The sequence below is a fragment of the Microcella sp. genome (genome assembly GCF_051860105.1).
GTDB lineage: Bacteria > Actinomycetota > Actinomycetes > Actinomycetales > Microbacteriaceae > Microcella.
Genome location: NZ_JBHYEO010000026.1, coordinates 1 through 26,470, shown reverse-complemented (window position 1 = coordinate 26,470; position 26,470 = coordinate 1). Strand labels below are relative to the sequence as shown.

24 protein-coding genes and 1 tRNA gene are annotated in these 26,470 nt (G+C 71.2%); 11 read left to right on the top strand and 14 right to left on the bottom strand.

Annotated features, from left to right (window positions below; translation table 11 throughout):
• Nucleotides 1–170: 170 nt before the first annotated feature.
• Nucleotides 171–410, bottom strand: coding sequence for a cell division protein CrgA (locus tag ACTIE9_RS11745; protein WP_439565756.1), 240 nt, complete (start codon nucleotides 408–410; stop codon nucleotides 171–173).
• A 52-nt stretch (nucleotides 411–462) separates the two neighbouring features.
• Here ACTIE9_RS11745 and ACTIE9_RS11740 point away from each other — a divergent pair, with 52 nt between their 5' ends.
• From ACTIE9_RS11740 to ACTIE9_RS11730, 3 genes are read left to right on the top strand one after another with little or no spacing between them, the layout of a single operon-like run.
• On the top strand, nucleotides 463–1,272 hold the full coding sequence (locus tag ACTIE9_RS11740) for a class E sortase (RefSeq protein ID WP_439565755.1): 810 nt from the start codon (nucleotides 463–465) through the stop codon (nucleotides 1,270–1,272).
• 25 nt (nucleotides 1,273–1,297) lie between these two features.
• On the top strand, nucleotides 1,298–1,456 hold the full coding sequence (locus tag ACTIE9_RS11735; RefSeq protein WP_439565754.1) for a hypothetical protein: 159 nt from the start codon (nucleotides 1,298–1,300) through the stop codon (nucleotides 1,454–1,456).
• Nucleotides 1,457–1,460: 4 nt separating this feature from the next.
• Nucleotides 1,461–2,105: an anthranilate synthase component II gene (locus tag ACTIE9_RS11730; protein ID WP_439565753.1), complete on the top strand. Its 645-nt coding sequence runs from the start codon at nucleotides 1,461–1,463 to the stop codon at nucleotides 2,103–2,105.
• A gap of 42 nt (nucleotides 2,106–2,147) precedes the next feature.
• On the opposite strand, the gene pknB is transcribed toward ACTIE9_RS11730, so the two are convergent.
• From pknB to ACTIE9_RS11695, 7 genes are all read right to left on the bottom strand, one after another.
• Nucleotides 2,148–3,854, bottom strand: a complete 1,707-nt coding sequence (gene pknB / locus ACTIE9_RS11725; protein WP_439565752.1) for a Stk1 family PASTA domain-containing Ser/Thr kinase — start codon at nucleotides 3,852–3,854, stop codon at nucleotides 2,148–2,150.
• An 89-nt stretch (nucleotides 3,855–3,943) separates the two neighbouring features.
• Nucleotides 3,944–5,596, bottom strand: a complete 1,653-nt coding sequence (locus tag ACTIE9_RS11720) for a protein kinase domain-containing protein (protein ID WP_439565751.1) — start codon at nucleotides 5,594–5,596, stop codon at nucleotides 3,944–3,946.
• A complete protein-coding gene (locus ACTIE9_RS11715; protein WP_439565750.1) occupies nucleotides 5,593–7,047 on the bottom strand; it encodes a peptidoglycan D,D-transpeptidase FtsI family protein in 1,455 nt (484 codons plus the stop codon). Before ACTIE9_RS11715 ends, ACTIE9_RS11720 begins: the two co-directional genes overlap by 4 nt.
• Nucleotides 7,044–8,405 (bottom strand): FtsW/RodA/SpoVE family cell cycle protein, encoded by a 1,362-nt coding sequence (locus ACTIE9_RS11710; RefSeq protein ID WP_439565758.1) that lies wholly within the window; start codon nucleotides 8,403–8,405, stop codon nucleotides 7,044–7,046. Before ACTIE9_RS11710 ends, ACTIE9_RS11715 begins: the two co-directional genes overlap by 4 nt.
• A gap of 67 nt (nucleotides 8,406–8,472) precedes the next feature.
• The gene (locus ACTIE9_RS11705; protein ID WP_439565749.1) at nucleotides 8,473–9,714 is read right to left on the bottom strand and encodes a PP2C family protein-serine/threonine phosphatase; all 1,242 of its coding nucleotides are present in this window, start codon (nucleotides 9,712–9,714) and stop codon (nucleotides 8,473–8,475) included.
• 4 nt (nucleotides 9,715–9,718) lie between these two features.
• Entirely contained in the window at nucleotides 9,719–10,237 is a 519-nt protein-coding gene (locus ACTIE9_RS11700; protein WP_439565748.1) for an FHA domain-containing protein FhaB/FipA, read from the bottom strand.
• A complete protein-coding gene (locus tag ACTIE9_RS11695) occupies nucleotides 10,234–10,953 on the bottom strand; it encodes an FhaA domain-containing protein (protein ID WP_439565747.1) in 720 nt (239 codons plus the stop codon). Before ACTIE9_RS11695 ends, ACTIE9_RS11700 begins: the two co-directional genes overlap by 4 nt.
• A gap of 118 nt (nucleotides 10,954–11,071) precedes the next feature.
• Here ACTIE9_RS11695 and ACTIE9_RS11690 point away from each other — a divergent pair.
• Nucleotides 11,072–11,157 (top strand) — tRNA-Leu (locus tag ACTIE9_RS11690).
• A 67-nt stretch (nucleotides 11,158–11,224) separates the two neighbouring features.
• Entirely contained in the window at nucleotides 11,225–11,764 is a 540-nt protein-coding gene (locus ACTIE9_RS11685) for a YaeQ family protein (RefSeq protein ID WP_439565746.1), read from the top strand.
• Here ACTIE9_RS11685 and ACTIE9_RS11680 read toward each other — a convergent pair.
• Nucleotides 11,735–12,718, bottom strand: coding sequence for a Brp/Blh family beta-carotene 15,15'-dioxygenase (locus ACTIE9_RS11680; RefSeq protein ID WP_439565745.1), 984 nt, complete (start codon nucleotides 12,716–12,718; stop codon nucleotides 11,735–11,737). The genes ACTIE9_RS11685 and ACTIE9_RS11680 overlap by 30 nt on opposite strands.
• Nucleotides 12,715–13,926: a lycopene cyclase family protein gene (locus ACTIE9_RS11675; RefSeq protein ID WP_439565744.1), complete on the bottom strand. Its 1,212-nt coding sequence runs from the start codon at nucleotides 13,924–13,926 to the stop codon at nucleotides 12,715–12,717. The genes ACTIE9_RS11680 and ACTIE9_RS11675 overlap by 4 nt, the downstream gene beginning before the upstream one ends.
• Before the next feature lie 152 nt (nucleotides 13,927–14,078).
• Between ACTIE9_RS11675 and ACTIE9_RS11670 the strand changes: the two genes are divergently transcribed.
• Together ACTIE9_RS11670 and ACTIE9_RS11665 are read left to right on the top strand one after the other, a co-directional pair.
• Nucleotides 14,079–15,809 (top strand): DEAD/DEAH box helicase, encoded by a 1,731-nt coding sequence (locus tag ACTIE9_RS11670; RefSeq protein WP_439565743.1) that lies wholly within the window; start codon nucleotides 14,079–14,081, stop codon nucleotides 15,807–15,809.
• Between the two features lie 63 nt (nucleotides 15,810–15,872).
• Nucleotides 15,873–16,289, top strand: coding sequence for a heavy-metal-associated domain-containing protein (locus tag ACTIE9_RS11665; RefSeq protein WP_439565742.1), 417 nt, complete (start codon nucleotides 15,873–15,875; stop codon nucleotides 16,287–16,289).
• Between the two features lie 59 nt (nucleotides 16,290–16,348).
• Here the strand turns inward: ACTIE9_RS11665 and ACTIE9_RS11660 are convergent, their stop codons facing one another.
• Nucleotides 16,349–17,494 carry a hypothetical protein gene (locus ACTIE9_RS11660; RefSeq protein ID WP_439565741.1) on the bottom strand — a complete coding sequence of 382 codons (1,146 nt, stop codon included), beginning with the start codon at nucleotides 17,492–17,494 and terminating at the stop codon, nucleotides 16,349–16,351.
• A gap of 162 nt (nucleotides 17,495–17,656) precedes the next feature.
• Here ACTIE9_RS11660 and ACTIE9_RS11655 point away from each other — a divergent pair, with 162 nt between their 5' ends.
• Nucleotides 17,657–19,861, top strand: a complete 2,205-nt coding sequence (locus tag ACTIE9_RS11655) for a heavy metal translocating P-type ATPase (protein ID WP_439565757.1) — start codon at nucleotides 17,657–17,659, stop codon at nucleotides 19,859–19,861.
• 18 nt (nucleotides 19,862–19,879) lie between these two features.
• Here ACTIE9_RS11655 and ACTIE9_RS11650 read toward each other — a convergent pair whose 3' ends face one another.
• The 3 genes from ACTIE9_RS11650 to ACTIE9_RS11640 are packed head-to-tail and all read right to left on the bottom strand — an operon-like array spanning nucleotide 19,880 to nucleotide 23,758.
• A complete protein-coding gene (locus ACTIE9_RS11650) occupies nucleotides 19,880–20,296 on the bottom strand; it encodes a hypothetical protein (protein ID WP_439565740.1) in 417 nt (138 codons plus the stop codon).
• Nucleotides 20,297–20,315: 19 nt separating this feature from the next.
• Nucleotides 20,316–22,055: an FAD-dependent oxidoreductase gene (locus ACTIE9_RS11645; RefSeq protein WP_439565739.1), complete on the bottom strand. Its 1,740-nt coding sequence runs from the start codon at nucleotides 22,053–22,055 to the stop codon at nucleotides 20,316–20,318.
• Between the two features lie 2 nt (nucleotides 22,056–22,057).
• A complete protein-coding gene (locus ACTIE9_RS11640) occupies nucleotides 22,058–23,758 on the bottom strand; it encodes an aldehyde dehydrogenase family protein (protein WP_439565738.1) in 1,701 nt (566 codons plus the stop codon).
• A gap of 95 nt (nucleotides 23,759–23,853) precedes the next feature.
• On the opposite strand from ACTIE9_RS11640, the gene ACTIE9_RS11635 reads away from it, so the two are divergent.
• From ACTIE9_RS11635 to ACTIE9_RS11625, 3 genes are all read left to right on the top strand, one after another.
• Nucleotides 23,854–24,936 carry a type III polyketide synthase gene (locus ACTIE9_RS11635; protein WP_439565737.1) on the top strand — a complete coding sequence of 361 codons (1,083 nt, stop codon included), beginning with the start codon at nucleotides 23,854–23,856 and terminating at the stop codon, nucleotides 24,934–24,936.
• Complete coding sequence (locus tag ACTIE9_RS11630; RefSeq protein ID WP_439565736.1) at nucleotides 24,933–25,463, top strand: isoprenylcysteine carboxyl methyltransferase family protein; 531 nt, start codon at nucleotides 24,933–24,935, stop codon at nucleotides 25,461–25,463. Before ACTIE9_RS11635 ends, ACTIE9_RS11630 begins: the two co-directional genes overlap by 4 nt.
• On the top strand, nucleotides 25,460–26,470 hold a 1,011-nt coding region (locus ACTIE9_RS11625; RefSeq protein WP_439565735.1), incomplete at its 3' end, for an NAD(P)/FAD-dependent oxidoreductase. The genes ACTIE9_RS11630 and ACTIE9_RS11625, both read left to right, overlap by 4 nt.

Here is a 26,470-nt window from a genome sequence, read left to right as displayed (position 1 = left end):
GGAGGTTCTCGCCATGTCAGGACGTCCAGATCAAACAACGTCCCTGGGCACTACATCTAGACCAGTGATCCCGGTTCGTGAATCGGGTTCGCGAAAGGTGATGGAAAGTTATCCACACGTGATTCCACAGTGGGGATAATCACACCGATGTAGTTCTACAGAACTCCCGGTCAGCGCCAGCGCGTGGTCATCAGGAAGCCGATGAACATGATGCCGAAGCCCACCATGATGTTCCACGGGCCGAGGCTCGGCACGGGCCACGAGGCCTGGCTCACGTAGTAGACCAGGATCCAGATGAGCCCGATCAGCATGAAGCCGAACATGACGGGCTTGAACCAGACCGGGTTCGGGGCGTCAGCGCCGCGCGGGGTCTCGGGGTTCTCGGCGTTGCGCGCAGTAGTCCGTGCCATGCGGGAAGTCTAGCCCGAGTGCCTGCACAGCACGTGCGCCTAGAATCGTCGCGTGCCCGAGCCCGACCCTGCTGCGACACCGGTGGTGACGTCTCCCGAGACGACCTCCCGTCGTGACGCGCTGCCTGCGCGCTCGCGTGCGAGCGTCACGGGGGTGCTCGGCGAGCTGCTCATCACGGCGGGCGTGATCGTCATGCTCTTCCTCGGCTGGTACATCTGGCTCAACGACATCGTCTCGGGCGGCGAGCAGCAGGATGCGGCTGAGGTCGTGCAGCAGGAGCTGCAAGACCGCTGGGAGCGCGGCGACGTCAGCCCCGAGCGCCCGGCCTCGGAGGTCGGCGAGCCCGTGATCTCGACGGCGCCGCCCGCCGGGGAGGTGTTCGGCGCGCTCATCGTGCCCCGCTTCGGAGCCGATTACGTGCGCGCGATCGCGACCGGTGTCGACGTCGAGACTGTGCTCAACAGCCGCCGGATCGGCATCGGCCACTACAGCGAGACGCAGATGCCCGGTGAGATCGGCAACTTCGCCATCGCCGCTCACCGCAACACCTGGGGCGGCGCCTTCAGCAAGGTCGACGAGCTGCGCCTCGGCGACCGCATCTACGTCGAGACGGTCGACGGCTGGTACGAGTACTCGTTCCGCGGCCTCGAATACGTCTGGCCGACGGGGGTCGACGTTCTCGCCCCGGTTCCGGCGGCACCCGACGTCGAGCCGACCGACCGCATCCTCACCATGACCACCTGCAACCCGCGATTCTCGACGGCGGAGCGCATCATCGCCTACGCCGTGTTCGAGACCTGGTACCCGCGGGCCGACGGCCCGCCCGCCGAGATCTCCGGCGTCGTGGAGGCCCGAGGCTGATGCGCGCGATCGACGAGGTGGTCTGATGTACGCGGCGCTCTGGCGCGTGCTCCCCGGACCGGTGTGGCTGCGCGTCCTCATCCTGCTCGTGCTGCTGGTGCTCGCCGTCGCGGCTCTCGTCGAGTGGGTGTTCCCCTGGGCTGCGGAGACGCTGCTGCCGCAGGAATCGACCGTGGGAGGCTGACCGCGTGCGCGTTCTCGTCATCGACAACTACGACAGCTTCGTCTACACGCTCGACGGCTACCTGCAGCAGCTCGGCGCGGAGACGACCGTCGTGCGCAACGACATCGTCGAGCCCGACGGCGCCGCGGCGCTCATCGCGCCCTACGATGCGGTGCTGATCTCGCCGGGGCCGGGCAACCCGGCGTCGGCGGGCATCTCGATCGCTGTCGTGCACGCCGCGCTCGCCGCGCGGCAGCCGCTGCTCGGGGTGTGCCTCGGCCATCAGGCGATCGCCGAGGCGCTCGGAGCCACCGTCACGCACGCCGATGAGCTCATGCACGGCAAGACGTCGCAGATCGCGCACGACGGCAGCGACTTCTTCGACGGGGTGCCCCAGCCGTTCCGGGCCACCCGCTATCACAGCCTCGCCATCGTCGACGGCACCGTGCCCGACGAGCTCGAGGTCACGGCTCGCACCGAGGGTGGCGTCATCATGGGTGTCCGGCACCGCACGGCGCCCGTGCACGGCGTGCAGTTCCACCCCGAGTCGGTGCTCACCGAGGGCGGTTACCGGATGCTCGGCAACTGGCTCGCGGAGGCGGGCCTGCCGGGTGCTCGCGCGACCGCCGTCGGGCTCAGCCCGCTCGTCAGTCTCAGCAGCCGCGCCTGAGCGCCGCCGCTGTTCCTGCGCGAATCGCCTCGGCGCGCCCGCTCACTCGCCGCTGCAGTAGCGCAGCGTGATCGGCGAGCCCTGGGGCTGATCGCCGGGCGGCAGCGACTGGGCGGTGACCGCTTGACCCGAGCATCCCGCATCGCCCTCGACCGTGACCTGAAGCCCGATCGCGGTCAACTGGGAGGAGGCTTCGCCGATCTGCAGGGTGCGCACATCGGGCACGAGCACGAGCCCCGTCGACACGACGATGTTGACGGGGTCGCCCTCGCGCATCTCGGTGCCGGCCTCGGGGTCGCTGCGCAGCACGATGTCTTTGCCGATCGACGACGAGTTCTCGGCGGTCACGGTTCCGAGCGTGAGCCCTCGCTCGATCAGGAGCGCTTGGGCCTCGGCGAGCGTGAGCAGCGAGAGGCTCGGCACCTCGATGAGCTCGGGGCCCGCCGAGACGATCACCTCGATGATCTGGCCCGGGGCGACCGTGATGCCCGCGGGCGGGTCGGTGCTGATGATCTGGCCCTCGGGCACCGTCTCGCTGACCTCGCTCACCGGCTCGGGGCGCAGCTCGGCGTCGATCAGGATCTGCCCGCCCTCCTCGTACTCGAGGCCCACGACGTCGGGAACCGCGATCGCGATCGCCTCGTTGAGGGGTGTGCGCTCGAGGTTGAGCGCCCAGAAGAGCACGGCCGCGATCACCACGGCGATGACGGCGATGCCCGCCCAGATCCACGCGACCGGGGGGCGCGACTGCGTGCGCGCGCGGCGTTCGTCATCGTCGACGCTCAACTGGCGCATGGCCGCTTCGGTGTCGGTCGTGGCCTGCGGGTTGACCCCGAACAGGGTCGAGGTGAAGTCGGCGGGAGCGTCGACGCGCTTCGGCGGCACGAGGCCGTTCGCCGCGGCGCTGAGGTCGGCGCGGAAGTCGCTCGCCGTCTGGAACCGTTCGAAGCGGTCTTTGGCGAGCGCGTGCAGCACGACCGCATCCATCGCGGCCGGCACCTGGGGGTTGAGCGTGCTCGGGGCGACCGGCGCTTCGCTGACGTGCTGGTAGGCGACCGCGACAGCCGACTCGCCCTGGAAGGGCGGTCGTCCGGTGAGCATCTCGAAGAGCACGACGCCGCTGGCGTACAGGTCGGTGCGGGCATCCACCGTCTCGCCCCGGGCCTGCTCGGGGGAGAAGTACTGCGCGGTGCCGAGGATCGAGCTGGTCTGGGCGACCGTCGCCGCCGAGTCGGAGATGGCCCGGGCGATGCCGAAGTCCATCACCTTGACCTGGCCCGACGAGGTGACCATGACGTTGCCGGGCTTGATGTCGCGGTGCACGACGCCGGCCCGGTGCGAGTACTCGAGCGCGGTCAGGATGCCCTCGCCGATGCGTGCCGCCTCGGCGAGCGGGAGCGGGCCGTCGGCGATGATGTCTTTCAGCATCCGCCCCTCGACATGCTCCATCACGATGTAGGGAACGATCGTCTCGGCACCGCCGGACTCGCGCACGATCTCCTCGCCGGCATCGAACACGCGCACGATCGTGGGATGCGCCATCCGCGCCGCGGCCTGGGCCTCGTGGCGGAACCGGCTGCGGAACACCGGGTCGGAGGCCAGGCTCGACTTCAGCAGCTTGACGGCGACGCGACGACCGAGCTTGGCATCGGTCGCGAGGTAGACGTCGGACATGCCTCCGCGCCCGATCAACGGCCCGAGCTCGTAGCGAGCGGCGAGCAGTCGGGCGCCCTGTGCGACCTCGTCCATCGGTGCCTCGGTTCCTTCGGGGGATGCGTGCGATGCTGTGCGGCTGTGACCGCCAGTCTAGGCCGCTGAGCGGCCCTCGACTCGAAGCATCAGCCGATCGGGATCGCGAGCTCGTTCGAGCGCTGCGACTGCAGCGTCGAGCAGATGGCTACATAGGTCACGCGCATCTGCCCGCTGCCGGCGAGCGTGACCGGCAGCTCGCTCGCGGAGGAGGACAGCGGCAGCGTCGCCCCGGGAGACCCGCCCACGATCGTGAAGTTGTAGCCCGTGAGCGGGAAGCCCGCGGGGCACTCGGTGTAGGCCGGCCAGCTCAGAACGACTTCACTCGCACCCGGGTACGGCCCCGTGCCCGGGTCGATCGCGAGGTTCGACGGCTGCGGCGGGGTCGGGATCGGCGCGTAGAAGAACACCGTGATCACGGTGCCCGGTTGCACGACGCCGCTGCGCGGGTTGATCTGGTACGACAGGCCCTGCTCGGCCGCGGTCGGAGCGATGTTGCCCTCGACGGGGTCGAGCCGCAACCCGAGCTCGGCGATCTTGGCATCTATCGCCGTGCGGGTCCGCCCCAGCCACTCGCTCTCGACGATCGTCACCGTCTCGACGGTCGGGGTCGGCGAGGGGGTGTCGCTCGGTGTCGGCGAGCTCGAGGGGGTGTCGCTCGGCTCGGGCTCGGGTGCGCTCGGCTGCGCGAAGATGGCGATGAGCGCGCCGACGAGCAGCACGACGAGGATTCCGATGAGCGCGACGAGGGGCCACGTCCAGGGGCTGCGCCGTGCCTCGGTCGGCATCGCCGGGGTCGGCACGGGGCCCATGCTCGGCAGCACGCGCGTGCTCTCGTCGCTGGTCGCGGGCAGCACACGGGTTCCTGCCGTCGCCGCGGCACCCGAGGCGATGGCGGGAACGATGGCGGCCGCGCCGCCCACGTCGCCGCGCCGCAAGGCTTGAGCGGCCCGCGCGAACAGCTGCGCGCTCGCCGGCCGATCGGCCGGCTTCTTCGCGATCGCCGCGAACACGAGGTTGCGCACGGGCTCGGCCACGGTCACCGGAAGCTCCGGTGGCGCCTCGTTGATCTGCGCCATGGCGATCGCCACCTGCGACTCGCCCGTGAACGGTCGTCGGCCGGCGAGCGCCTCGTAGGCGACGATGCCGAGCGAGTACACGTCGGTCGACGGCGATGCGGGATGCCCGCTCGCCTGCTCAGGAGACAGGTACTGCACCGTGCCCATCACCTGGCCGGTCGCGGTCAGGGGTACCTGGTCGGCGATGCGGGCGATGCCGAAGTCGGTGATCTTGACGCGGCCGTCGGGCGTGATGAGCAGGTTGCCGGGCTTGATGTCGCGGTGCACGAGCCCCGCCTGATGGGCGGCGTGCAGGGCCGACGCGGTCTGCGCGACGAAGTCGAGCACCTGGTCGGCCGGTAGCACGCGCTCGCGCTCGAGGATGGTCGAGAGCGCTTCGCCGGGCACGAGCTCCATGACGAGGTAGGCGCTGCCCTCCTCCTCGCCGTAGTCGTAGACGTTGGCGATGCCCTCGTGGTTCACGAGCGCGGCGTGCCGCGCCTCGGCACGGAACCTCTCGAGGAACCCCGGGTCGCCGAGGTACTCATCCTTGAGGATCTTGATGGCGACGGTGCGGCCGATGACGAGGTCGGTGGCCTGCCACACCTCGCCCATGCCGCCGATGGCGACGCGCGACAGCAGTTGGTACCGGCCCCCGAAGGTCAGCCCGCTCGTGGGTCTCATCTGCTCAGCACCGCCTCAAGTACTCGCTTCGCGATCGGGGCCGCGAGCTGGTTGCCCGACCCCGTCTGGCCGCGCCCTCCGCCGTCTTCCACGACGACGGCGATGGCCACCTGGGGGTTCTCCGCCGGCGCGAATCCCGTGAACCACAGGGTGTACGGAGCCTCGTCGCCGTTCTCGGCCGTACCCGTCTTCCCGGCCACCGAGACGCCTTCTATTCTGGCATTGCTCGCCGCGCCGTTCGACACCCCGTCGACCATCAACCGGGTCATCGTCTCGGCCGTGATGCGGCTGATCGGCTGGCTCGAGAGCGTCGGTTCGGGTTGCTGCACGATCGAGAGATCGGGCGCGATGATGCGGTCGAGCAGCGTCGGCTGCATGAGATTCCCCCCATTGGCGATCGCGGCGCTCACGAGCGCCATCTGCAGCGGCGTGACCCGCACGTCGTACTGGCCGAACGACGACAGCATGAGCTGCGCGTCGTCGAGTCCGGTCGGGAAGGTCGACGGCGTCGCCTCCATCGGCACCTCGAACGCGGTTCCGAAACCGAAGGCCTCGGTGTACTGCGCGAGCGTGTCTTCGCCGAGGGCGAGGCCGAGCTCGGCGAACGGGATGTTGCAGCTGAGGCGCAGCGCCGTGGCGATCGTCACGGTCTCGCCCGGTCCGCACGTGCCGCCGTTCGAGTTGGTGATGCTGTCGGTGCTGAGCGGCAGGGTCAGGCGCGCGGGGTTCGGGAAGACATCCTCGGGAGTGAACTGCCCCGAGTCGATGGCGGCGGCCGCGACGAGCACCTTGAAGGTCGAGCCGGGGAAGTACAGGTCGCCGTTGATCGTGCGATTGATGAGCGGATCATCGGGGTCGGCGAGCAACTGGTCGTAGGCCTCGAGCACGCTCTGCGTGTTATGCGCCGCGAGGCGGTTCGGGTCGAAGCTCGGTGTCGAGACCATCGCGAGGATGCGCCCCGTCGCGGGCTCGATCGCGACGACCGCCCCCTTCAGCTCTCCCATCGCCTCGAACGCCGCCTGCTGCACGACCGGGTCGATGGTCAGCTGCACCGCTGCCCCGCGGGGTCGCTGCCCCGTGACGAGAGCGTTGAGCTGATCGAGGAACTGCTCGTTGGCCGTGCCCGTGAGGAAGTCGTTGTAGGCGCCTTCGATGCCCGTGTTGCCCTGATTGAGCGTGAAGTAGCCGGTGACCGGCGCGTAGAGGGTCGGCTCGGGATAGCCGCGCAGGAAGGCGAAGGGCGAGTCGACGGCGACCGACTCGGCGATGGGCCGATCGGCCAGGAGGATCGGCCCGCGCTCGGCCGAGTAGCTCGCGTAGAGCGTGCGCACATTGCGGGGGTCGGCGCGAAGATCATCGACCGCGAACACCTGGATGACGCTCGTCGAGACGAACAGCGCCAGGAACATGGCGAGGGTCGCGACGCTGATGCGGCGCAGCTCTTTGTTCACGAGTCCTCCACCACCAGGCGCGGCTGGTGCCGCACCGTGTCGCTCAGGCGCAGGAGCAGGGCGACGATGATCCAGTTGGCGACGAGCGAGGAGCCGCCCGCGGCCAGGAACGGAGTGGTCAGGCCGGTGAGGGGGATGACGCGCGTGACACCACCGATGACCACGAACACCTGCAGCGCGATCACGAACGCGAGCCCCACCGCCAGCAGGCGCCCGAAGTCGTCGGTGCCGTTGAACCCGATGCGGAAGCCCCGGGCGACGAGCAGCAGGTACAGGCCGAGGATGGCGAACAGGCCCACGAGCCCGAGCTCCTCACCGAGACTGGCGATGATGAAGTCGCTCTCGGCGAGGGGCACGATGTCGGGGCGCCCCTGCCCGAGCCCGGTACCGATGAGGCCGCCGTTCGCGAGACCGAACATCCCCTGCACCAGCTGATAGCTGCCGCCGATCGCCTCGTAGTTCTCGGGATCGAAGGCGCCGAGCCACGCCGCGAAGCGGCCGTTGACGTAGGAGAGCGCCTGGCTCGCGAGGAGGGCTCCGCCGAGGAACAGGCTCAGACCCAGCACGACCCAGCTGAGCCGGCCCGTCGCGACGTAGATCATCACCAGGAACAGACCGAAGTAGAGCAGCGACGTGCCCAGGTCGCGCTGGAACACGAGCACCGCCATCGCCGCGAGCCAGACGATGAGGATGGGCCCCAGGTCTTTCCCGCGCGGGAACCGCATGCCGAGCACCGAGCGGCCCACGATCGAGAGCGACTCGCGCGCGGTTACGAGGTAGCCGGCGAAGAACACCGCGAGCGCGATCTTGCCGATCTCACCGGGCTGGAAGGAGAACGGCCCGAGCTGGATCCACAGCCGCGCCCCGTTGATCGTCTGGCCGATGCCGGGCAGCATCGGCAGCAGCAGCAGGGTGATGCCGACGAGCATCGCGACGTAGCGGTAGCGAGCCAGAACGCGGTGGTTGCGCACCACGAGCAGCACCGCGAGAGCGATCGCCATCGCGATCGCCGTCCACACCATCTGACGGATCCCGGCGCTCTCCCAGCCCTCGAGCCCCTCGGCGAGGTCGAGCCGGTAGATCATCGCGACGCCGAGACCGTTGAGGGTCACGGCAATCGGCAGGATGAACGGGTCGGCGTCAGGGGCGGTCAGACGCAGCACGACGTGCGTGCCGAGAGCGAGCATCCCGAGGCCTGCCCCGTAGCCGAGGATGGTCAGGTCGAGCTCGCCGACGACCCCGAGCTGCACGAGCGCCACGGCGGCGCCCGTGATGCCGATGGCGATGACGAGCAGCAGCAGCTCGAGATTGCGCAGCTTCGCCGGGGTGCGCAGCCGGATGGTGATCGCCTCCGTCATCGACGGCCGGGGTGCGTCGAGCGCCCCGCCGGCACCGAGGTCGACGACGGGGCCTGCGCGGCCCGGTTCAGTCGAGTTCACTCTGCAGCCGATCGATGATGGAGAGGGCGTCGGGCAGGTCGCTGGCGTTGATCGTCGACTCGACGCGCTCGCGGCTGAACGGAGAGAGCTCGTCGACCGCGATGTCGCTCTCGAAGTAGACGCTCGAGAGCGAGAACGGCCCGATGCCCTGCTGCACGCCCTGGAAGATCGCGACGTTGCCGTCGGAGACCCCGATGAAGTACCGCGACTGGGTCCACTGGTAGCCGGCGGCGAGCGCGGTGACGACGAGGCCCGCCACGAGGAGCACACCGACCGACCAGGTGATGCGCCGGCGCACCTTGCGCCGGGCGTCTTCGGCGATGAGCTCGCGGAGGAACTCCTCTGACTCGGGCTCGAAGTGCTCGTCGGCCGGCGCCGTCGTGGCGCTGAGCGGATGCAGCAGCAGCGACGGCAGACGCGCCATGCCGCGCTTGGCGGAACTCGCCGAGTAGGTGAGCGGCTTGGCCGCCGAGCCGACCATGACGGGTGTTCCGACCGAGCTCGTGGGTGACTCGTCGATGCCGACGATGACGACCGTCACGTTGTCGGGTGCGCCGTGGTCGAGGCTCTCCTCGATGAGGGCCTCGACGGCGGCCGCGGCATCGGGATTCTCATCGAGCAGCTCGCCGACCCGCTGCTCGGTGACGTAGCCGCTCAGCCCGTCGCTGCACAGCACCCATCGGTCGCCGGGCCGGGTGTCGAGCACCTCCACGTCGATCTCGGGCGTCAGATCGACGTCGCCGAGCACGCGCATGAGAACCGAGCGCCGCGGGTGCACCGCTGCCTCCTCGGCCGTGATGCGGCCGCTGTCGACGAGCCGCTGCACGAAGGTGTGGTCTTTCGTGACCTGCGTGATCACGCCGTTGCGCCAGCGGTAGATGCGGCTGTCACCGATGTGGGCGAGTGCGAGGCGGTCGCCGATGCGCACGAATCCGCTGACGGTCGTGCCCATTCCCGCGAGCTCGGGATGCTCGTAGACCGTCTCGGCGAGCTCTTGGTTCGCCTCGAGCAGGGCGCTGCGCAGGGCCTCGACCGCGTCGGCGGCCGACGTGTAGTCGCGGTCGACGTGCGCGATCGACTGGATGGCGAGCGCGCTCGCGACGTCGCCGCCCGCATGCCCGCCCATGCCGTCGGCGACCACGAACAGGTGCTCGCCGGCGTAGCCCGAGTCTTGATTGTTCGAGCGCACCTTTCCGACGTGCGAGCCGGCGGCCGAGAGCGAGGTCATGCGCCTACCGTCGCAGCTCGAAGGTCGTCGTGCCGATGCTCACCGGGGTGTTGAGCGGCACCGCGGTCGGCGCCCCGACCTTCTTGCCCTTGAGGAAGGTGCCGTTCGTCGAGTCGAGGTCTTGCAGCATCCACGTGCCGTCCCACAGCATGAGCCGTGCGTGGTGGGTCGAGGTGTAGTCGTCGCGGATGACCAGCCCCGAGTCGGCCGACCGCCCGATGGTCAGCTGCTCGCCCTCGAGGGGCAGCTCGAGCCCCTCCTTCGCGCCCGAGGTGATCACGAGCCGACGCGCGGTCTCACCGGGAGCGGCCGGGGCGGCGGGGCTCGCGGGTGTCACGACCGGCGCGGCAGCGGGGGTCGCGAAGGCGGGGGATGCCGCGCTCACTGCATTCGCCGGCGCCGGCATGCGGCGCACCTTCGTGCCGAACAGGTCGGAGCGCAGGGCGTAGACGATCGCGAAGACGAAGGCCCACATGAGGATGAGGAACCCGATGCGCAGCAGCAGCAGGGTGAGCTCGCTCATCGGCCGCCTCCTCGTGTCGGGTTCCGGGGGGATCTCGGGTCGGCCACCTCGCCGCGCTGGGCGAGCACGCGGAACAGGATGCGCGTGCGCCCGATCTCGATCACGCTATCGGGCGGCAGCACCGCGCGGGTGACCGGCTCACCGTTGAGCAGCGAGCCGTTCGTGCTGCCGAGGTCGGTGAGCTGCGCGCGCTCGCCGTCCCACAGGATCTCGATGTGCTTGCGGCTCGTACCCGTGTCGTCGAGCGTGATGTCGGCCTCGCTGCCGCGACCGATGATGGTGCGCGAGCGCGTGATCGGGTGGCGCACGCCGTCGATGTCGAGCACGGGGCTCCACACGACGGAGCCCTTCACTGTCTCCGATTCCACGGTCACGACGCCCTCGGCGAGGGCCGCGTCGCTGACAAGCGCCAGCCGGATGCCGCCGGGGAAGGTGTAGCGCTGAGCGGTGGCGTGCTGCTGCAGCAGCTGGGTCAGTTCGTCGATGAGCGACTCGCCCAGGGCATCCATGCGGGCGAAATCGGCCGGGGCCAGTCGCACCCGCAGCTCGTTCGGCACGAGGATGCGCTCGCGCGAGACGACGGCGGCTTTGGTGTCGAGCTCGCGGCGGAGGGCGGCGGAGATCTCGAGGGGCTGCACGCCGCTCTTGAAGGTCTTGGCGAAGGCCCCGCCCACGGCGCGTTCGAGTCCGCGCTCGAAGCTGTCGAGAAGCCCCACCTGCGTCCTCCCTCGGCCGATGACCCTCTGATGGTAGTCGGCCGGGCTTGCCGGTGCCGCACAGGGTCGCGGGCCCGCTGTGATAATCTCGCTGAGTTGACGGGGCCTGCCCCGTCGCGCGCGAGTGGCGGAATGGCAGACGCGCTGGCTTCAGGTGCCAGTGCCCGTAAGGGCGTGGGGGTTCAAGTCCCCCCTCGCGCACCAGGGATGACTTCTTGGTGTGATTCGCTTCGGCGCGCCGCGTCTCGGCGCCGGGCTAGGCTCGGGCCTCATGGCAGCCGGCGCAGTGGTCTACACGTTCACGGGGTCTCTCGCCGATGTCGATCGCGGCGTCTACGACGAGCTGAGCCTGCGCGTCGCACGGCACCCGAGCGAGACCGACGCGTACATGATGACCCGCGTGCTGGCCTACTGCCTCGAGTTCGAGGAGGGCATCGCGTTCAGCGAAGGCGTCTCGTCGACGGACGAACCGGCCGTCATCGTGCGCGACCGCACCGGGCGGCTCACCGCATGGATCGAGGTCGGAGCCCCGGATGCGGAGCGCCTGCACTTCGGCAGCAAGAAGGCCGACCGCACCGTCATCTACACGCACCGCGACCCCGCGAAGGTGCTCGCCCTCTGGTCGGGCAAGAAGATCCACGAGGCGGATCGCATCGTGCTGCACAGCTTCGACCCCGGCTTCATCGACGCCGCGGTCGCCGTGCTCGAGCGGCGCAACACCATCACCGTCTCGGTGACCGAGCGGCAGCTGTACCTCGACCTCAACGGCGTGACGCTGAGCTCAGTCGTGCACGACCACCCGCTCATCTGAGCCTGCACGCAGAGCGCGATCGCCGAGGGTGACGAGCGCCATGTGCGGCACCGTCAGGGCGGCGAGGCCGATGAACACGACGCGCAGCAGCTGGTCGTCGAGGGACGCCGTGCCCGCGGTCGCCCACAGGAACACCCCGGCCATCAGCAGAGGCGCGAGCGTGTAGGTCGCGACGATGAGCACCGTCAGGCGCCGGCCGTGCCCGTGCTCCTCACGGAAGCCCTCGCGCAGGTGCCGGGCGCTGTGCAGCGCGCAGAAGTAGACGATGAAGAACATGAGCGGCGGGGCGAGCAGGGCGAGGGCGGCGGCGGTGAGCAGCTCGATCCCCTCGTGGGGTGCTCGGCGGGCGGCCATGACGGCAGCCGCCGCCAGAGCGACGAGCAGCACGGGGCCGATCGCGGCCTGGGCCTGGGCGACCACGCGAGCGCCCTCGCCGGCGAGGGTCGCGTACAGGTCGGCCACCGCATCCACGTCGCGCAGCGAGGGGAGGCTGAGCAGGGCCGCGCCCGTGATGAAGCGGAGGGCGAGCGGGCGCTCGCGGTTCCAGTCGCTGCCGAAGTGGGCGGCCGAGATGAGCAAGAACGCGACGAGACTCGGCACGGGGGCGAGCAGCCAGAGGGCGACGACGGCCGCGGCGACCCCGGTGTAGACGAGGTTGAAGACCGCGAAGGTCAGCGGGGTGCGCCAGTAGCCGAGGCGGCGCGCGATGAGCGGGTCGAGCGCGCCGTGCGGCATGCCGAGCACGGCGGCGAGGATCGCGATCGCCGCGATCTGCACGACGAGCGGAGGCTCGGGATTGGCCAGGAGGAAGGCCAGGGCGGTCAGCAGGGCGAGGGAGAGGAAGAGGCGGGTCTCGAACGGCACGACGGCGGAAGCCGTCGTGCGCCTCGGGAGTGTGGCGTCGCTCGACCGAGCAGGCGTGGTCGTGACCGTGTCGGGTCCCGTCGCCGTCACCGCGCGACCCGGTCGGCCCGGGCGGCGCTCGCCGCGGCGACGAGCCGCGCGCGGCGGTCGGGCAGCTGGGCGAGGAAGGGCAGCAGCGGCAGGCTCACGATGATGCTCGCGAGGTCGCCCGCCGTCGCGCGGTCGGTGAGGAACCGCAGCAGGCGGTGCGGGGCGACGCCCTGTGCCATCGCCATGAAGTAGTCGGCCGTGCGCTCCGGATGCGCGCGCAGAGCCTGCAGGAAGATGCGGTCCATCTGCCGCCGCACCCACGGCTCGGCCGGATGCGGCGCCGGTTCCTCCCCGCGCGCGAGCGCGTCGGCGCAGCGCCGTGCCCACTGCTGGATGCGCAGGAACGCGTACCCCGAGGCATCCCGCAGCGCTCCGCCCGCGTTGCCGGCGAGCACGACGCCGGGCATCGGCTGCTCGTCGATCGGCATGCGACCCATCGGCAGGATGCCGCCCTCCTCGCGCACGACCGTCGCCCCGGCGAGGCCCAGGGCCGCGATCTCGGCATCGCGCTCGGCCACGACGACGCTCTCGGCGAGCGGCACGGGGGTGAAGCGCGTCCACTCGACAAGCGCACGCGTGGGGCTGAGGGGCAGAACGTAGACGAAGCCGAGGCCCTCGGTCTTCGTGCCGCGCATGCGGGTCATCAGTCCGACGGCATCGGGCTCGGTGGGCAGGGCGCCGCCATGCTCCACCTCGACCCCGCTGAAGCACTGGTACAGCAGCGCGGCGGTGCGGCGCGGGCGGGTGTCGACGACGCGGCGGGCGAGCAGCGCGCCGTCGTCGGTCGTGACGCGCACGCCCGGGGTGCCGTCGGGCAGCGTGATCGACGACAATTCCTGGGCGGCGACGCCGAGGCGCAGCGCGATGCGGTCGTCGCCGGCGATCTCGGCGAGGGCCCAGCGGTAGAAGTCGACGCCGCGGATGTACTGGTAGGTCATGCCCGGAACCCGGTGTGTGGCCGAGCGGCCGGCGAGGTCGGCGTACCTCCAGCCGCCCCACTCGTGGGCGACGATGTCGCGCAGCGGGTGCTGGTCGTGCTGCCAGAAACTCCAGCTGCGGTCGTCGGCGAACTCGGTGCGCGGGTCGACCAGAACGACACGCAGGTCGCCGTCGCCGCTCGCGAGACGGGCCGCGAGCGAGAGCCCCGCGCATCCGGCGCCCAGAATGACGAGGTCGACGACGTCGGTCTCGGGCGGCAGCGCGGGCATCGGCGACTCCACGGCGGAAAGGGGTGAGCGCACAGATCGGCGCGCGAGCACGACGCTAGGTGGGCAGTCTGGAGGTCAGCCCCACACGAGGTGGGGGAACGCTGGTGACTCGCTCACGGTCGGCGTGTCGGGTGACGCGGTACCGTGAAGGCATGACGACCGCTGAAGCAGACACGTCGGCGGCCGCCGAGACCACGACCACCTTCGCCGACCTCGGGCTGAGCGACGCGGTGCTCAAGGCCCTGCGCGACGTCGGCTACGAGACCCCCTCGGCCATCCAGGCCGCGACGATTCCGACCCTGCTTGCCGGTCGCGACGTCGTCGGTCTCGCCCAGACCGGCACGGGCAAGACGGCGGCGTTCGCCCTGCCGATCCTCTCCCGGCTCGACGTCTCGCAGAAGAACCCGCAGGCGCTCGTGCTGGCGCCCACCCGCGAGCTCGCCCTGCAGGTGTGCGAGGCCTTCGAGAAGTACGCGGCGCACCTGCGCGGTGTGCACGTGCTGCCCGTCTACGGCGGCCAGGCCTACGGCGTGCAGCTCTCGGCGCTGCGCCGCGGCGTGCACGTCGTCGTCGGCACGCCGGGCCGCATCATGGACCACCTCGCGAAGGGCACTCTCGACCTGAGCGAGCTGAAGTACCTCGTGCTCGATGAGGCCGATGAGATGCTCAAGATGGGCTTCGCGGAAGACGTCGAGACGATCCTCGCCGAGACGCCGAAGGAGAAGCAGGTCGCGCTGTTCTCCGCGACGATGCCCGCGACGATCCGCCGGCTCTCGCAGCAGTATCTGACCGACCCGGACGAGATCACGGTGAAGTCGACCACGACGACGTCGGCGAACACGACGCAGCGCTACCTCATCGTGGGCTACCCGCAGAAGGTCGACGCCCTCACCCGCATTCTCGAGGTCGAGAACTTCGAGGGCATGATCGTCTTCGTCCGCACCAAGAACGAGACCGAGACCCTTGCCGAGAAGCTGCGGGCTCGCGGCTACTCGGCCGCCGCGATCAGCGGCGACGTCGCGCAGGTGCAGCGCGAGCGCACCGTCAACCAGCTGAAGTCGGGCAAGCTCGACATCCTCGTCGCGACCGATGTGGCCGCGCGCGGCCTCGACGTCGACCGCATTAGCCACGTCGTCAACTTCGACATCCCCGTCGACACCGAGTCGTACGTGCACCGCATTGGCCGCACCGGCCGCGCCGGCCGCTCGGGCTCGGCCATCAGTTTCGTGACGCCGCGCGAGCGCCGTCTGCTCACGGCGATCGAGAAGGCCACGCGCCAGCCGCTCACCGAGATGCGCCTGCCGAGCGTCGACGACGTGAATGTCACGCGCCTCGCCCGCTTCGACGACGCCATCACGGCGGCGCTCGGCCAGAGCGACCGCATCGCCGAGTTCCGCGACATCGTCAGCCACTATGTCGAGCACCACGACGTCGCCGAGCTCGATGTCGCGGCCGCGCTCGCGCTCGTGGCCCAGGGCGACACGCCCCTGCTGCTCTCGGCAGAAGAGGAGCGCGCGCAGCGTTTCGCCGCCGACGGCCGACCGCCGCGGGATGACCGCTCTGCGCGCGGCGACCGTGACGACCGCGACGGCGCGCGCCCCGAGCGCCGCGCCCGCCCCGCCTCGGGCACCCTCGCGCCGTACCGCATCGAGGTCGGCCGACGCCACAAGGTCGAGCCGCGTCAGATCGTGGGCGCGCTCGCGAACGAGGGGGGCTTGAGCCGCGAAGACTTCGGGGCCATCACCATCCAGCCCGACTTCTCGATCGTCGAGCTGCCCGCCGACCTCTCGCCCGCCGTGCTGCAGAAGCTGCAGAGCACGCGCATCAGCGGAAAGCTCATCGAGATCGCACCCGACCGGGGCCGCCCGCAGCGTCGACGCTAGCGCGGGGGAGCGTCAGGACCTCTGACCCTGGAGTACCCCAGGGGGGTTTGCTACCATCGCGCCATGGAGACTTCGCAGACCAGCCGACTCACCCTGCTCACCGGCGCTTCCGTCGCCGACACGGCCGCCGACGCGGGCGGATGCTGCGGCGGAGGCTCGTGCATGTGCGGCGGCGGTGCCGCCGCGGCCCCGGCCTTCGACCTGTCGGGCAGCCGTGGGCTCGTCGACGTGCCGACGGCTCACGAGCGTGACGACGCGCCCGCCGCAGCGGCCGGCACCGAGTTCCTCGTGACCGGAATGACCTGCGGCCACTGCGTGTCGAGCGTGAAGGAGGAGGTCGGCGCGATCGCCGGCGTCGACGCCGTGGAGGTCGTGCTCAAGAAGGGCGGCGCCTCGCGCGTCACCGTGACGGCGTCTGGCCCGGTCGACGTGGATGCTGTGCGCGCCGCCGTCGAAGAAGCCGGGTACCAACTCGCCTGATCACACGGACGACGAAGGGGCGAGGCCGGATGGCCTCGCCCCTTCATCGTGTGGACCGCCTAGCGGCGAGCGGCTCCGGCGACGCGACGCCCGATGAGGAGCGCGGCGCCCGCTCCGAGCAGTGCCGCGGCAAGGCCGCCCATGAGCAGGGTCTCGTCGATGCCGGCGCCGGTGTCGGCGAGCTCGGGCGCTGCGGCGGGCTGCCAGTTGCCGACGGTGACGTCGGCCGGCAGGCCGCGCGTCAGACGACCAGAGAAGCTTGCGAACTCGGCCATGACCGAGGCCGGGGTCTCGGCGATGTGGCTGGATGCCGGCTGCGGCACGGGCATGGCGGCGGGCTCGCTCGCGTCGGCTTCGCCCGACTCGGCGGCGGTGGGGTCGGCGGTCTCGTCCACGGCCGGCGCGCTCACCTCGATCTGAGGCTCCGGCTCCTGCATCTTGTGGAAGAAGGCGAGGGCAACGGTGTCGCCTGCGGCGACCGTGCGTCCAGCACTCGGCAGCAACTGCACCGAGCCCTCGTCGGACCCGCTGTGGTTCGACGAGGTGCCGAGCAGCGGCTGACCGAGGATTCCCCAGGCGACGCCGGCGTTGATGTTCGAGATGTTGTACGACCAGACGTCGGGGTTCGCGAGGAAGCCGTCATCGTCGTTCGTGTCCTGCACCACGTCAGGCATCGAGCTGCGCACGTGACCCGCGCTCTCGCCGTAGCTCCACGAGTACTCATACCCGAGCGTGACGGGCGCGCTCGTGGTGTTCGTGACGAGGAAGGTGATGCGTGCGAGGTCACCCGGAGCGAGGACGCGCACGTCGGAGGTGATCGAGAAGCCCCACGGGGTCGTCACGGTCTCGTTGCACGCGACGACCCTGTCGGCCCCCGAGTCGCTGAGCGTGCTCGTTCCGCACTCGAACGGCACGTAGCCGGCGGGAGTGGCGGGCTCGAGCGCCTCGCTCGCGCTGCTGATCCCGAGGTAGTCGGGGCCGAGGAAGACCATGTCCGAGCCGTTCCAGGCGCCATACTCGGAGGTGATCCCGTCGTCGAAGTTGCCCTCGTCGACTCCCCACTCACCGTCGCCCGCGGCGATGTACCACTCCCACGGCGGCATGTCGACGGTCTGGCCGGAGCCGTTCGCGAGTGCGGGCGCTGCGACGAGCGCGAGGGCGCCCGTCAGGGCAGCGGTGGACAGGATGAGGGACGACCGGCGCATGGATGACCTCGAACGTAGGGGTGAACTGACGTCACTACTGTATGGCCTGGCTCGAGCGCCACTCCACCATCGACACTAGATACCCCTCAGGGGTATTGCTACACTGCTGGAGTGACGTCCCTCACCGCATCCGACTCCGACATCCAGCTCGAGCTCACGGGCATGACCTGCTCGTCGTGCGCCACCCGCATCGAACGCGGCCTCAACAAGCTCCCGGGCATCGAGGCCACGGTCAACTACGCGACCGAGAAGGCGTCGGTGCGCGCGGCCGAGGGCGGGCAACTGGACACCGAGGCGCTCATCGCGGCGGTCGAGAAGGCCGGGTACGGAGCGACGGTGGTCGTTCCGCGCGACGTGAGCGCAGCATCCACCGCCCCCGTGGTGACACCGGTCGACGAGCTCGCACCGCTGCGGCAACGGTTGATCATCTCGGCCGTGCTGACGCTGCCGGTGCTGCTGATGTCGATGATCCCCGCGCTGCAGTTCATGAACTGGCAGTGGCTCGCCCTCACGCTCGCCTCGCCCGTCGCCGTGTGGGGTGCCTGGCCGTTCCACCGCGTCGCGCTGCACAACGCGCGCCGGCTGATCGCGAGCATGGACACTCTGATCTCGGTCGGCGTCAGCGCCGCCTACCTGTGGAGCCTCTACGCGCTCTTCTTCGGCGAGGCCGGCATGCCCGGCATGACGATGACCCTGCAGCTGCTCGGGCGCCCCGAGGAGGGCGCGCACGAGATCTACCTCGAGGTTGCCGCGGCGGTCACCGTCTTCATCCTGCTCGGCCGCTACCTCGAAGCGCGGGCCAAGCGCTCGTCGCGCGAGGCGCTCGACGCCCTGCTCGATCTCGCCGCGCGCGACGCGGCCGTGCTGCGCGACGGCGTCGAGGTGCGGGTGCCCGTCGGCCAGCTGCAGGTCAACGACCGCTTCGTCGTGCGCCCCGGCGAGACCATCGCGACCGACGGCGTCGTCGTCGAGGGCGTGTCGAGCGTCGACGCCTCGCTGCTGACGGGCGAACCGCTGCCCGTCGACGTCGAACTCGACAGCCGCGTCGTCGGCGGCACCATCAACGTCGGCGGGCGCCTCGTCGTCGAGGCCTCGCGCATCGGCGCCGACACCGAGCTCGCCCGAATGGGGCGGCTCGTCGAGGAGGCGCAGACCGGCAAGGCCGAGGTGCAGCGCCTCGCCGACCGCGTTTCCGGCGTGTTCGTGCCCGTCGTCTTCGGCCTGGCGCTGCTGACCCTGCTGGGCTGGCTGCTGCTCGACGGCTCGGTCGAGATCGCCTTCACCGCCGCCGTCGCGACGCTCATCATCGCGTGCCCCTGCGCGCTCGGGCTCGCGACCCCCACGGCGCTGCTGGTCGGCACGGGGCGCGGCTCGCAGCTCGGAATCCTCATCCGCGGGCCGCAGGTGCTCGAGCGCACGCGCCGCATCGACACGATCGTGCTCGACAAGACCGGCACGGTCACCACCGGTCACATGTCCGTCACCGCCGTGATCGCCGCGCCCGGCATCGATGGCGACCGGATGCTCGATCTCGCCGCCTCCGCCGAAGACGGGTCGGAGCATCCGCTCGCCCGGGCGGTCGTCGACCACGCACGTTCTCAGGGCCTCGGCCTCGTCGCAGCCGAGAGCTTCGAGTCGCACGCGGGCGCGGGCGTCACCGCCGTCGTCGACGGGCACGCGCTCGCGATCGGCCGCGCCGCGTGGCTGCGGTCGGAATGGGCGATCGAGGTCGACGCGTCGCTCATCGCCGAGCACGAGGCCGCGGGCGCGACCCCGATCGTCGTCGCGGTCGACGGCGTCGTCGCCGGCGTCATCGTGCTCGCCGACACGCTCAAGCCCACCTCGGCGCTCGCGATCGAGCGCTTCCGCGCGCTCGGGCTCGAGCCCGTGCTGCTCACGGGCGACAACGAGGGCGCTGCCGAATCGGTCGCGGCGCAGCTCGGCATCGACGACGTGCACGCGGGCGTCACGCCCGCGGGCAAGCTCGAGGTCATCCGGCAGCTGCAGGCCGACGGCCACGTCGTGGCGATGGTCGGCGACGGCGTCAACGACGCCGCAGCGCTCGCCGCGGCCGACCTCGGCATCGCGATGGGCGGCGGCACCGACGCGGCCATGGCGGCCTCCGACCTCACCGTCGTGAGCGGCGACCTGCTCGTGGTCGTCGACGCCATCCGACTCGCGCGCCGCACGCTGCGCACCATCATCGGCAACCTGTTCTGGGCGTTCGGCTACAACGTCGCGGCGATCCCGATCGCGATGGCCGGGCTGCTCAACCCGCTGCTCGCGGGCCTCGCGATGGCGTTCTCGAGCGTGTTCGTCGTCACGAACTCGCTGCGGCTGCGCGGGTTCACGCCCCAGGCCCGCTAGACCACGGTGGGTGCAGCGTCACTCGACGATGTGCCTGGCGAACAGCCGTTCGAGCACGGTGCGCAGCGCGACCACGCCCTGCGGTGACGGGAGCCGGGCGATCGTCGCGGCGTCGCCCTCGAACTCTGCGCCCTCGACCGCGAGAAGGTCGGCGACGGTGACGCCGTCGAGATGGACGTCATGGAGGCGAGACCCCGGCCCGACTCCCGCGGAGATGTTGAGGTCGGTGCACCCGCCGATGTTGTCGGGGTCGATCGACGGCGCAAGCCGAGGGAATCGCGCGCGGAACTCCGCGTGTGGCATGCAGTAGACGATGCCGACGTCGTCTCCGATGCCCGCTTGCCCAGCCTGGAAGCCGTGCCGGGTCATGAGCGGGTCGAGCTCGGCGCACAGCAGCGCGGCGAGCTCCTGCGGCGTCAGGGCGTGAGCGGTCATCTCGACAGGGGTGGCGGCGCTAGTGCGCCGCGCGAGCGCGCACGCGGGGCAGGCCCAGCGGCACCGGCAGGCGCAGCTCGCCGGCCGCGCCGGCCGGCACCACGGGCGACGCCGGGGTGACGGGCGGCACGGGCACGTAGACGGTGCCGAGCGCAGGGCGGGCATCCGCCTCGCCGCGATTCGGCCACAGCGCGAACGCGCGCTCCGCCTGCGCGGTGATCGTGAGCGAGGGGTTCACGCCGAGGTTCGCCGAGATGGCCGCGCCGTCGACGACGTGCAGTCCCTCGTGCCCGAACACGCGGTGGTAGGCATCGACGACACCCGTCTCGGGCGAGTCGCCGATGGGGCACCCGCCGAGGAAGTGCGCGGTCATCGGCACGTCGAAGACCTCGCTGATGCCCGTCTGTGCGTAGCCGTTCATGTGCGTCGCCATGAGTTCGTACGCCTCGTTCGCCTGCGGAATGTAGGTGGGGTTCGGCTCGCCGTGGCCCTGGCTCGACCGCAACCGGAAGCCGCCGAACGGCCCGCGACCCGCGCGCACCGTGAGCGAGTTGTCGCGGTTCTGCATGACGAGGCCCACGATCGACCGGCGGCTCCAGCTGCCGATGCCGAAGATCATCGAGAACACGCGTCCGGGGTGGCGCAGCAGCTGGCCGATCCAGCGCAGCCAGCGCGGGGTGCGGCCGCCGCCCGGCACAGCGACCGTCGCCAGCAGCGCGAGGGCGTTCGAGCCGTGGCCGTAGCGGCAGGGCTCGACGTGCGTGTGCTCGTCGGGATGGATCGACGAGGTGATCGCGACGCCGCGCGTCATGTCGACGCCGCGGGAGTGCCGCAGGGCGGTGGATGCTCCGCCGAGGGCCTCGGAGTTCGTGCGGGTCAGCTCGCCCAGCCGATCGGAGATGCCCGGCAGATGCCCCTCGGCCTTCATGCGGTGCAGCAGCTGCTGCGTGCCCCACGCGCCCGCGGCGATGACGACCTGGTCGGCGCTCCACGTGCGCTCGGTGCGGCGACCCTTGCCGGTCGTACGGGTGGTGACCGTGTAGCCGCCGCCCGGCCGTGGGGCGACCCGTGTGACCGTCGTGAGCGGGTGCACGACCGCACCCGCCGACTCGGCGAGGTGCAGGTAGTTCTTGACGAGCGTGTTCTTGGCGTTGTGCCGGCAGCCCGTCATGCACTCGCCGCACTCGATGCACCCTCGGCGCGCGGGCCCCGCGCCGCCGAAGTAGGGATCGGGCGCCTCGACGCCCGCACCCTCGCCGAAGTACACGCCGACCGGGGTCAGGTGGAAGCTGTCGGAGACCCCGAGATCGGCGGCGACCTTCTGCATGATCTCGTCGGCGGGTGTGATCGACGGGTTGAGCGCGACGCCGAGCATGCGCGAGGCCTGGTCGTAGTAGGCGTCGAGCTCGGCCTTCCAGTCGGTGATGTGCGCCCACTGCCGGTCGGTGAAGAAGGCGTCGCTCGCTGGCCGGTAGAGCGTGTTGGCGTAGACGAGCGAGCCGCCGCCGACGCCCGCCCCGGCGAGGATCATGACGTCGTCGAGCAGGTGGATGCGCTGGATGCCGAGCAGCCCGAGCGCGGGCGCCCAGAAGAACTTCTTCAGGCTCCACGAGGTTGTCGCGAACTCGTCGTCGGCGAAGCGGCGCCCGGCTTCGAGCACGGTGACCGAGTAGCCCTTCTCGATGAGGCGCAGGGCGGCGACGGAGCCGCCGAAGCCCGAGCCGATGACTAGCACGTCGGTGTGCGTCGTCTCGCTCATGCTCAGCCCTTCCGGTAGCTGTCGATCGCGGCGGCGCCGATCGGCGCCGCGATGGCCCACGAGTCAATGCCCGCGAAACGGGTCAGGCGGCGCGCGGTGACGTGCGCCGTGCGATTGTCCACGTACCAGAGCGGAGTCGGCGACGGCTTCCAGGTGCCGGTGCCGACCGTGCGCTCGACGTGCGCGGGGTCGAGCAGCAGAGCGTTGTGCACGACCCCGATGCCGCTGCCGATGTCGGCGAGCGTGTTGCCGGGGTAGGCGCCCCAGCTGCCGCCGGGCATCCCGAAGATCGTCCCTGTCCACGCATTGATGCCGATCGTGCCGTACCGCAGGTCGGCGACGGACCGATCGAACTGGCCGCCCAGCGCCTCGCGCGTGCGCGGGTGGATGTGGATGCCGGCGCTCAGGTGACCGTAGAGGCGCTCGTTGGCAAACGCCACCGCGGCATCGAGGAAGGCTGCCGGCTCGCGCGAGCCCGGCAGCCGCACGATGCCGAGCACGGGGCCGAAGGCCTCGACCGTGAAGAGGTGCTCGTCGGCCTTCTCCGGGTCGAGCTGGTCGACGAGCGTTCGCGGCACGGTGGGGTCGCCGCCCAGCACCGCCGCATCGGGGTGCATCGTGACGACGGCGAGCTGGCGGCTGGATGCGCCCGGGTAGTACGCGGGGCGCTCGGGCGCGGCGGCGTAGTGCCGGCGCACCGCGGCGACGAACTCGTCGGCCCGCTGCCAGGCCTCGGGGATGATCACGATCTGCGTCGCGACGCAGTTGAACCCGCTGTTGTGCAGGCGCTGCGTTACGACGTCGCGCGCGACGTCGTCGACGTTCTCGCTCGACCAGCCGTCCTCCGGCACGATGATCGCCGGGCCGACGCCGCCGAGCTCGCTCGTGATGGGCTTCGTCAGCAGGGGAGTTCCGGCCGCGCGGCGCTTCTCGGCATCGACGTCGGAGCCCCAGACGATCGCGTCGTGCGTGTGGCGGCTGCCCGTGATGTGCACGGCGTCGACGGCCTCGTGGTGGATGAGCGCGGCCCCCACCTCTTGCCCGCCCTCGGTGATGAGCAGCACACCGAGGTCGATGAAGGGGGCGAAGGCCCGCTTCATCGCGGCGCCGACCCCCGCGTTGACGGGGTTGAGCTTGACGACGACCGCTGAGGCCTCCTGGTAGAGCGCGGTCAGCACGTCGAGCGCCGGGATTCCGGTGATGTTGCCGGCGCCGAGCACGAGCGTCACGCGCGGAGCGCGATTCGGGTCGCGCAACGCTCGGGCGATGCCGCGTCGCGCCTGATCGAGGGCGACGCCGGGCCGCAGCCACAGGTGCGCTTCGTAGCCCTGCAGCACGAGGTCTTTCGGCAGGTACGGGAAGACCTTGAGGGTCGTGCGGCCGCCGGGCGCGGTGCCGAGCTCGACGGCGTCGAGGGGCGAGCGGCCCTTCTCGAGCATCCGGAGCGTCTTCTCGAGCGCGCTCGTCGCCGTGATGACCGCATACGGTCCGCTCGACCACTCCTCGCCCGCCGCCGGGCTGCGCGGGTCGATGCCCTTGATCTCGCAGGCCGCCTCGACCCAGGCGGGCGCGGCCTCGAGCGTGGCGGCCCGCACGGCCCGCAGCACGGCCCGACGCTCGGCGATCGTCATGCGCACCCAGCGCTCGGCCCCGGCATGCAGGGCGCGCAACGAGGGCTCGAGCTCGGCGGTGATGGCAGGCACGCGGTTCCTCCAGGAGCGGTTCGACGACGAACGATCCGACCCTTCGACTGTAGCCGCCGAGGGGCCGTGTCAACCCTGCGCGGAAGCGCAGGGCCGTGTGCCATCATTCGCGCATGGCTCGGATTCTGGCGGTGGCACCGGTACTGCCCGAGCATGCGGCCACGCAGGCCGAGATCACGGCCGAGCTCGCGGAGGGCATGACGGATGACGCCGCCGGCCGGGCGGTCATGCAGCGCATCCATGCCGCGAGCGGCATCGAGACGCGGCATCTCGCGCTGCCGCTCACCGACTACCGCGCCATCGAGGGCTTCACCGCCACGAACGCCCTGTTCGCCGAACTGGCCCTGCCCCTCGCCGAGCGCGCGGTGTCGGCGGCGCTCGCCGAGGCGGGGCTGCGCGTCGACGAGGTCGACCACCTGTTCTTCACGACCGTCACGGGCGTGGGTGCGCCCTCGCTCGACGCCCAGCTCGCGACGAGCATGGGGTTCAGACCCGACCTGCGGCGCGTGCCGAGCTTCGGTCTCGGCTGCGTCGCCGGGGCCGCCGGGCTCGCGCGCGTCGCCGACTACCTGGCCGGGCATCCGACGGGCGTCGCCCTGCTCGTCGCCGTCGAGCTGTGCTCGCTCACTCTGCAATGGGACGACCCGTCGATGGCCAACGTCGTCGGCACCGGCATCTTCGGCGACGGCGCGGCCGCCGTCGTCATGGTGGGGGATGCCCACCCGGTGGCGCACGCGGCAGCCGGGCCGCGCGCCCGCGTCGTGGCGAGCCGCAGCGCCCTCTACCCCGAGAGCAGCGAGATGATCGGCTGGCGCGTGGGCGAGAGCGGGTTCCGGTTGATGCTCGCCGCGGGCGTGCCCGCGCTCATCGACGGCCACTTCGCGGGAGCCGTCGACGAGCTGCTCGCCGAGGTCGGCTGGGGTCGCGCCGACGTCGACGACTGGATCGCGCATCCGGGCGGGCCCCGCGTGCTCGAGTCGTTCAGCGCCGCGCTCGACCTCGCCCCGGCCGCCCTCGCGACCAGCTGGGCCGTGCTCGCCCGAGCCGGCAACATGTCGTCGGCGGCCGTGCTGCACGTGCTCGCCGAGGGCGGAGCGCGCGCGGCCGGCACGCGGAGCGTTCTCTTCGCGCTCGGGCCGGGGGTCACCGCCGAGATCGTCGCATTGGAGTGGTCATGAGCGTCGTGCTGTACATCGCCCTCGTGCTCGCCACGGGCGTCGAGCGCCTCATCGAGCTCGTCATCTCGAAGCGCAACGCGGCGCACGCCTTCGCGCAGGGCGGGGTCGAGCACGGCAAGGGCCACTTCCCGTTCATGGTCGTACTGCACACGGGGCTTCTGCTCGCCTGCATCGCCGAGGTCGTGCTGCTCGACCGGCCGTTCATCGGGGCGCTCGGCTGGCCCATGCTCGTCATCGCGCTGCTCTGCCAGGCGGGCCGCTACTGGGTGATCGCCTCGCTCGGTCGCCAGTGGAACACGCGCGTCATCGTCGTTCCGGGCGCGACGCGGGTGACCCGCGGCCCGTACCGTTGGCCGTGGTTGCGGCACCCCAACTACTGGATCGTCGCGATCGAGGGCATCGCCCTGCCGCTCGTGCACTCGGCGTGGATCACCGCCCTCGTGTTCACGGTGCTCAACGCCGTGCTGCTGCTCGCCTTCCGCATCCCGACCGAGAACCGCGCGCTCGCCGCGCTGCGCTCGACATGAGGGCTTTCGACGCCGACGTGCTCATCGCCGGCGGCGGCCCGATCGGCCTCGCGACGGCGCTCGAGCTGCACGCGCGCGGCCTGACCGCGGTCGTGCTCGAGCCGCGCGAGGGAACGATCGACAAGGCCTGCGGCGAAGGGCTCATGCCCGGGGCGCTCGCCGCCCTCGGCCGGCTCGGAGTCGACCCGGCGGGGCACCCGCTGCGGGGCATCCGGTATCAGGATGCGCACCGCGCGGTCACGCACCGCTACCGCTCGGCGGCCGGACGCGGAGTGCGCCGCACGGTGCTGCACGACGCCCTGCGGGCGCGGGCGACCGCGGTCGGTGTCGAGACACGGCACGAGCGCGTCGAGAGCATCGAGCAGCACGACGACCACGTGACCGTCGACGGGATGCGCGCCCGCTGGCTCATCGGCGCCGACGGGCTGCACTCGACCGTGCGGTCGGCGGCCGGGCTCGATCGGCCCGCGCGCGCCTCGACGCGCGACCGACGCCGGTACGGGCTGCGGCAGCACTTCGCCATCGCGCCGTGGAGCGACCTCGTCGAAGTCACCTACCTGCCCGAGGCCGAGCTCTACATCACCCCCGTCGACGACGGAACGGTCGGGGTCGCGGTGCTCGCGCCGCGGCCGCTCGACCTCGACGCCGCGCTCGACCAGGCTCCTGCCGTGCGCGAGCGGCTCGCCGGTGCCGCGGAGGCGAGCACGCTGCGCGGAGCCGGTGCGCTGCGGCAGCGCACCCGCGCCCGCACCGCCGGCCGCGTCGCGCTCGTCGGTGACGCCTCGGGGTATGTGGATGCCCTGACCGGGGAAGGACTGCGCGTCGGGCTCGCCCAGGCCGAGGTGCTCGCCGACTGCCTCGCGCGCGACGACCTGCGCGGCTACGAGCGGGCGTGGGCGCGGTCGACGCGCGACTTCCGCGTGCTGACGGCCGGGCTGCTCGCCGCCGCGAGCTCGCCAGTGCGCGGGCTCATCGTGCCCGCGGCGGCCGCGTTGCCGCGCGTCTTC

Bases quoted from the DNA above. Each gene is read 5' to 3' on its own strand.
- ACTIE9_RS11745 (WP_439565756.1), bottom strand. From the start codon at position 410: ATGGCACGGACTACTGCGCGCAACGCCGAGAACCCCGAGACCCCGCGC.
- ACTIE9_RS11735 (WP_439565754.1), top strand. From the start codon at position 1,298: ATGTACGCGGCGCTCTGGCGCGTGCTCCCCGGACCGGTGTGGCTGCGC.
- pknB (WP_439565752.1), bottom strand. From the start codon at position 3,854: ATGGACGAGGTCGCACAGGGCGCCCGACTGCTCGCCGCTCGCTACGAG.
- ACTIE9_RS11720 (WP_439565751.1), bottom strand. From the start codon at position 5,596: ATGAGACCCACGAGCGGGCTGACCTTCGGGGGCCGGTACCAACTGCTG.
- ACTIE9_RS11710 (WP_439565758.1), bottom strand. From the start codon at position 8,405: ATGACGGAGGCGATCACCATCCGGCTGCGCACCCCGGCGAAGCTGCGC.
- ACTIE9_RS11705 (WP_439565749.1), bottom strand. From the start codon at position 9,714: ATGACCTCGCTCTCGGCCGCCGGCTCGCACGTCGGAAAGGTGCGCTCG.
- ACTIE9_RS11700 (WP_439565748.1), bottom strand. From the start codon at position 10,237: ATGAGCGAGCTCACCCTGCTGCTGCTGCGCATCGGGTTCCTCATCCTC.
- ACTIE9_RS11685 (WP_439565746.1), top strand. From the start codon at position 11,225: ATGGCAGCCGGCGCAGTGGTCTACACGTTCACGGGGTCTCTCGCCGAT.
- ACTIE9_RS11675 (WP_439565744.1), bottom strand. From the start codon at position 13,926: ATGCCCGCGCTGCCGCCCGAGACCGACGTCGTCGACCTCGTCATTCTG.
- ACTIE9_RS11670 (WP_439565743.1), top strand. From the start codon at position 14,079: ATGACGACCGCTGAAGCAGACACGTCGGCGGCCGCCGAGACCACGACC.
- ACTIE9_RS11665 (WP_439565742.1), top strand. From the start codon at position 15,873: ATGGAGACTTCGCAGACCAGCCGACTCACCCTGCTCACCGGCGCTTCC.
- ACTIE9_RS11660 (WP_439565741.1), bottom strand. From the start codon at position 17,494: ATGCGCCGGTCGTCCCTCATCCTGTCCACCGCTGCCCTGACGGGCGCC.
- ACTIE9_RS11655 (WP_439565757.1), top strand. From the start codon at position 17,657: ATGACCTGCTCGTCGTGCGCCACCCGCATCGAACGCGGCCTCAACAAG.
- ACTIE9_RS11650 (WP_439565740.1), bottom strand. From the start codon at position 20,296: ATGACCGCTCACGCCCTGACGCCGCAGGAGCTCGCCGCGCTGCTGTGC.
- ACTIE9_RS11645 (WP_439565739.1), bottom strand. From the start codon at position 22,055: ATGAGCGAGACGACGCACACCGACGTGCTAGTCATCGGCTCGGGCTTC.
- ACTIE9_RS11630 (WP_439565736.1), top strand. From the start codon at position 24,933: ATGAGCGTCGTGCTGTACATCGCCCTCGTGCTCGCCACGGGCGTCGAG.